This is a genomic window from Atopobium sp. oral taxon 810 str. F0209, from assembly GCF_000466405.1.
GTDB lineage: Bacteria > Actinomycetota > Coriobacteriia > Coriobacteriales > Atopobiaceae > Olegusella.
This window is the reverse complement of sequence record NZ_KE952937.1, coordinates 111,116-117,182: the sequence shown is the minus strand read 5'-3', so window position 1 is coordinate 117,182 and position 6,067 is coordinate 111,116. Positions and strand designations below refer to the sequence as shown.

Genomic DNA, 6,067 nt, shown 5'->3' with positions numbered 1-6,067 from the left:
GTCTGCATAAAAGGAGATGCAACGGGTTCATAAAGCACCCGCATGCAAGCCATGAGCTGGGGTAGAACGGTAAGCGATGTGGGCGCTATTGAATCGTTTACGGACGATTCGCTTTAACATGGGCATTAGTAATTTTGTTGAGAGGCGGGGTAGTATCCAGATGAGCTGCGTTTTCACTGGCAGCTTTCACGATATATTTTGATTGACAAGTATAGGAGAACCCCCATGCCCATAGATGTACAGGCATTACGCGATGACCTGCTCAGCCGCAAACTTAAGTCAGTTCTTATCCTTGGTTCACCTGAGGTGATGCGTACCAAACAGGTAAAGGGTCCGCTTGCATTGGCGCACATCGCAGTTCTTGCTCCCAGCGATGAAGAAAAAGCGTGGCTCGAAGCAGTGATAGAGATGGGCGCTGAAAATGCCGATACCGAGCACTTTAGACGACTTGTAGATCACGCAGCAGAACACGGATCTCAGCTTGCAGTTATTCTCGATCCGACTTTAATGAAATTGGCAAGCAGGTCTCAGCTAAAGACACCTGTTTTGGATGGTCAAATGTATGTAGTTAATGGTTAGTTTTGGGTAGTTTATGCTGCTAAAGCAGACCAAGATTATCTGCAAGCCCAAAATGTCTCGCGCTTACCATATAGAATACAAGCAGAACTTTTGCAATGAAGTAGTTTATCTTCTGCAATAGTTCTACTTTTGTTTTCCGATATGTGCTCTGATTGCTCTGCAGACATCACAAGAAGGGGAGTTTGCAACTATGGCCAAGTCCGATATTGAGATTGCCCAAGAAGCAGAAATCAAACCTATCAAAGAGATTGCTGCAAAGTTGGGTTTGACCGATGATGAGCTCATTCCCTACGGTCACTTTATGGCCAAAGTTGATGTTACCAAGTTGGCAGACAAGCCTAAGAAGGCCAAGCTCATCCTAGTGACCGCTATTAATCCCACGCCCGCTGGTGAGGGCAAAACGACAACTTCGGTTGGTCTTGCTGATGCGATGAATCGCCTAGGTTACAACACAGTCCTTGCCTTGCGTGAGCCTTCGTTAGGCCCTGTTTTTGGCGTTAAGGGTGGCGCTGCTGGTGGTGGCTATGCCCAGGTCATCCCCATGGAAAACATCAATTTGCATTTTACTGGTGACTTCCACGCTATCGAAAACGCTAACAATCTTTTGGCGGCCATGCTGGATAATCACATCAAGCAAGGCAACGAGTTGAACATCGATCCTCGTCGTATCGTGTGGAAACGCGCGATGGATATGAATGACCGACAGCTCCGTCAGATTGTTGATGGCATGGGCGGTGTTGCCAATGGTATGCCGCGCCAAGATGGATTTGATATTACGGTTGCCTCAGAGGTAATGGCTGTGTTCTGCTTGGCAACAAGTCTGTCGGATCTAAAAGAGCGTCTCGGTCGCATCGTGGTTGCCTACACCTATGACCGCAAGCCGGTATGCGCACATCAGCTTAAGGCAGAAGGCGCGATGACTGCATTGCTCAAGGATGCTATCAGTCCGAATCTTGTGCAAACACTTGAGCACAATCCTGCGTTTGTCCATGGTGGTCCCTTTGCCAATATTGCACATGGCTGCAATTCGGTATCCGCTACAACTATGGCAATGCAGCTGGGCGACTATGTTGTTACCGAAGCTGGCTTTGGTGCTGATCTTGGTGCTGAGAAGTTCTGTGATATCAAGTGTCGCTTGGCGGATCTTTCACCTGATGCCTGTGTGGTTGTCGCTACAGTTCGTGCGCTCAAGCATCACGGTGGGGTCGCAAAAGCCGATCTCAACAGTGAGAATCTCGAGGCCCTTGAGGCGGGTCTTCCTAATCTTCTGCAGCACGTTGATAACATGAAAAACGTTTACGGCCTGCCCGTAGTCGTTGCTATTAATGCCTTCCCGACGGACACCAAGGCCGAGCTCGACCTCGTCGAAGCAAAGTGCAAGGAATTAGGTGTTAACGTTGCGCTCTCTGAAGTCTGGGCACAGGGTGGCAAAGGCGGCGAGGCTCTTGCGCGTGAGGTCGTGCGTCTTTGCGACGAGCCTTCGGATTTCCGCTTTAGCTATGAGCTGGGCAGTATCAAAGATTCTATCGATGCTATTGCTCGTCGCGTCTATCATGCCGATGGTGCAGACTTTACAACAGCCGCAGAAAAGCAGATCAAGCAGCTTGAGGACCAGGGCTTTAGCAATATGCCTGTGTGCATGGCAAAGACCCAATATTCCTTTAGTGACGATCAGACCAAACTTGGTGCGCCCAAGAATTTCCGCATTACCGTGCGTAATGTCAAAGTATCTGCAGGTGCAGGCTTTATTGTGGCACTTACAGGTGACATTATGACCATGCCAGGTTTGCCCAAACATCCTGCAGCAGAAAATATCGATGTTGATGAAAATGGCAACATCGTTGGTTTGTTCTAAACGTATGAAGAGTGCAGAAGTTTCCAATCTGCACTCTTTTTCTCTCAATTTGGGGTGGGCTTCATGACAGAACAACTGAGCAAGCTTAGCTGTCGTGATTTTGCGATGGCATTAGCTTCAAAACAGGCGGTGCCTGGAGGCGGGGGAGCAGCAGCTTTGGTGGGTGCACTTGCGGCTGCACTCTGCTCGATGGTGGGCAATTTCACCACAGGCAAAAAGCGCTATGCCGAGGTAGAGACAGACATCCAACGTATGCTTGTGGACGCCGAAGGACTCCGTGAAAAATTACTTGACCTCGTTGATACTGACGCTATTGCTTTTGAGCCGCTCTCGCGTGCCTATGCAATTCCCAAAGAAGATCCTCAGTGTACAACAATTCTCGAGGCAGCTACCCAGAATGCTTGTAGAGCCCCCCTTGAGATGATGCAGGTATGTGCCCAGATAATTGACCTTTTAGACGAGATGGGGAAGAAGGGCTCACGCATGTTGCTTTCTGATGTCGCATGCGGCGCTTATTTAGCTGTCGCTGCCATGCAGAGTGCGGCTATTAATGTCTTTGTGAATACCAAGCCATTTCGTTCAAGTGGTTGGGCAATTGCTGCTGAGGCCGATGCAAAAGCACTATTGGATGTTTACCCCGAGCGCGGTAACTTAGTTGCTCGAAAGATATTTGACCAACTAAAGAGGTAAAAATGGCAAAGCTATTAAAAGGTGCGCCTGTTGCTGCTGCACTGACAGAGAAGCTCCAGGCGCGCACCATGATGCTCAAAGAGCAGGGCATTACGCCTACTTTAGCAATCGTGCGTGTAGGTGAGCGCGCGGATGATCTCTCCTATGAGCGTGGAATTCTTAAACGTGCTGAGAAGATAGGGCTGGGTGTTCGCAAGTTCGTACTGCCTGATGACTGCAGCCAAGAAGCGCTGCTTGACGTAATCCATGAGGTAAATAAGCGCAACGATCTCCATGGCTGCTTGATGTTTCGTCCGTTGCCTGCCCATTTGGATGAGACTAGCGTTTGTGAGTCTCTTGATTCAGCCAAAGATATTGATTGCATTACCATGGGCTCACTTGCTGGCACCTTTGCCGCGCGTCCTAAAGGTTTTCCACCTTGTACAGCAGAAGCAGTTGTGCGCTTGCTTGAGTATTACGGCTATGAGCTTTGTGGAGCGGATGTTTGCGTTGTTGGGCGTTCTCTTGTGATTGGTAAACCAGTATCTGTGATGCTCCAGGCGAAAAATGCAACAGTGACGATGTGTCATACAAAGACACGCAATCTAGCTGAGCATTGCCGTGCCGCAGATATTTTGGTGGTTGCCGCAGGTCATGCAAAAACCATCGGAGCTGCTTTTGTGCACGAGGATCAGATTGTTGTCGATGTTGGTATCAATTGGGATGCTGATGCAGCACAACTTGTTGGTGACGTAGACTTTGAAGCTGTTGAATCTCTTGTTGCGGCAATTACTCCTGTACCAGGTGGGGTTGGTTCTGTGACGACAGCAGTGTTGGCGCAGCATGTGGTTGAAGCAGCTGAGAGGACGGTAGCCTAGATGGCTGACGAACAAACCTATACGCAGATGGCAGGGCAGACTACAGGCAAGATTGATCGTCCTCGTGCTGAAGCTGCCATCCGCGAACTGCTCTGTGCGATAGGTGAAGATCCTAATCGTGAGGGCTTGCAGGGCACTCCTGATCGTGTGGCGCGTGCCTGCGAAGAGCTTTTTGGTGGCCTATCTGATGATCCTGCCCGCTACCTGCGCAAGCAGTTCCAAGAAGACCATAACGAAGAAATGGTTATCGTGCGGGATATCCCTTTTCATTCCATGTGTGAGCATCATTTATTGCCTTTTATTGGTAAGGCACATGTTGCTTATATTCCGCGCGCAGGTCGCATTACAGGCCTTTCCAAGATTGCTCGCTGTGTGGCAGGTTTTGCCGCACGTCCTCAGGTACAAGAACGCCTGACGGCAGAAGTGGCTGATGCAATGGTAGCCGAGCTCAATCCCTTAGGCGTGATGGTAGTTATCGAAGCAGAGCATACCTGTATGACCATGAGGGGTATTCGTGCCGCGGGTGCCGTGACAGTAACCTCCTCGGTCCGTGGTTGTTTTAAGCAAAACGAAAAAACTCGTATCGAAGCGCTGCGCCTTTTGGGTGTTAGCCATTAAGGGGTGGTCATGGCCTATTCTCTTCCTTTTAAGGTTTTGAACTGGGATTATGGGCAAGCGCTTGATCAACTGCATCAGGCGCTACATTTTGGTATTCAACCCATGCTCGAAACCGTTATCGATATGCTTGCTGAGCTGGGAAATCCTGATTTATGCTTTGATGCTTTGCAAATTGCTGGCACTAATGGCAAAACCAGCACCGCACGCTATACCGCAACAATTCTTACGGGCGAAGGTCTTACCTGCGCTTTGTATACCTCACCAGGTCTTACGAGCTATACCGACCGTATGGAAATTGGCGGGCATGCAGTGCCAAAGGAGAGCTTCGCACATGGCCTTTCGGCGGCAACTCAGGCAGGTATGCGTGTCAATGAGCGTCGCATACGAGCGGGGGAGCGTCCATATGACATTACGGAGTTTGACCTCATTACGGTAGCCGCAGCGGTTGTTTTTGCCGAAGCGGATGTTGATGTGGTGGTACTGGAATGCGGCATGGGTGGTAGATGGGATGCTACCTCTGCCTATGGCAATATTACTAACTGTGCAATTACGGGTATCGGCCTAGATCATATGGCAGTACTAGGTGATACCCTCGAAAAGATTGCTGCAGAAAAAGCCGCCATCATCAAGAACGGTCGTAGCTGTGTGCTCGGTGTGGGGACAGCGACTCCCGCTAGCGTTGAAGATGTTTTTCTTTCGCAGTGTCAGGCACAAAACGTCATACCCAGCTTAGTGCGCCCCGATCTGCTCTCAGATGCGATGGGCCTTTTGCATCCTGGCACTCCTGCAGCACATGAAATGCTGCCTCATGCAAGCTATCGCATTTCTCGGCATGCTGAGCGTGTGGGTGGCTCAATGGTGATGGATATTACGAGTACGCGGGCGAGCTATCAGGATATTTCTGCACTCAAACCTGACTATCAAGCGGCAAATATCTGCTGTGCGGTGCAGCTTGCCGAAGACTACCTTGACCATGCTCTGGATGAAGATAAACTTTTTGATTCGGTTGTAACCTGCCCAACGCCAGGGCGCTTTGATGTCTACCGAACAGAGCCGCTGGTACTGGTAGATGCAAGTCATAATCCTCAGTCCATCGCTGCGTTTATTTCAGCAATACAAACTATCGAACCGGATGTCTCCAAACGTCCTGCTCTGCTTTGTGCGATTTTTGCTGATAAGAATTACCAAGAAGTTATGCGCCTACTCGCTCCTGAATTCCCTGAGATTTATTGTACGCAGACAGATTCTCCGCGTGCACTGCCAGCAACTGAACTTGCTGCAAGCTTTGAGCGGGCAGGAAAAAAAGTGAGCGCTATCTATCCCACAACAGCAGAAGCGCTCAAGGCGCTTGCTGATGCTCATCGAGACTGCGTTTGCTGTGGCACTATCACACTGGCAGGGGAGATTGCGGCTCTACTTGGTCATCCTGTGCCGCCTAAGCATTAATTTCATATGCCTATCTTGTACA

At 49.8% G+C, this 6,067-nt stretch carries 6 protein-coding genes; all 6 read left to right on the top strand.

The window, feature by feature from the left end:
- Positions 1–225 precede the first annotated feature (225 nt).
- The 6 genes from HMPREF9069_RS01930 to HMPREF9069_RS01905 all read left to right on the top strand — a co-directional run bounded on the left by HMPREF9069_RS01930 (position 226) and on the right by HMPREF9069_RS01905 (position 6,045).
- The gene (locus HMPREF9069_RS01930) at positions 226–579 is read left to right on the top strand and encodes a hypothetical protein (RefSeq protein ID WP_021625425.1); all 354 of its coding nucleotides are present in this window, start codon (positions 226–228) and stop codon (positions 577–579) included.
- Positions 580–769: 190 nt separating this feature from the next.
- The gene (locus tag HMPREF9069_RS01925; RefSeq protein ID WP_021625424.1) at positions 770–2,434 is read left to right on the top strand and encodes a formate--tetrahydrofolate ligase; all 1,665 of its coding nucleotides are present in this window, start codon (positions 770–772) and stop codon (positions 2,432–2,434) included.
- Positions 2,435–2,497: 63 nt separating this feature from the next.
- Complete coding sequence (locus tag HMPREF9069_RS01920; protein ID WP_021625423.1) at positions 2,498–3,124, top strand: cyclodeaminase/cyclohydrolase family protein; 627 nt, start codon at positions 2,498–2,500, stop codon at positions 3,122–3,124.
- A gap of 2 nt (positions 3,125–3,126) precedes the next feature.
- A complete protein-coding gene (locus HMPREF9069_RS01915) occupies positions 3,127–3,981 on the top strand; it encodes a bifunctional 5,10-methylenetetrahydrofolate dehydrogenase/5,10-methenyltetrahydrofolate cyclohydrolase (RefSeq protein ID WP_021625422.1) in 855 nt (284 codons plus the stop codon).
- Positions 3,982–4,599 (top strand): GTP cyclohydrolase I FolE, encoded by a 618-nt coding sequence (folE, locus tag HMPREF9069_RS01910; protein ID WP_021625421.1) that lies wholly within the window; start codon positions 3,982–3,984, stop codon positions 4,597–4,599.
- A 9-nt stretch (positions 4,600–4,608) separates the two neighbouring features.
- Positions 4,609–6,045 (top strand): bifunctional folylpolyglutamate synthase/dihydrofolate synthase, encoded by a 1,437-nt coding sequence (locus HMPREF9069_RS01905; protein WP_021625420.1) that lies wholly within the window; start codon positions 4,609–4,611, stop codon positions 6,043–6,045.
- Positions 6,046–6,067 lie beyond the last annotated feature (22 nt).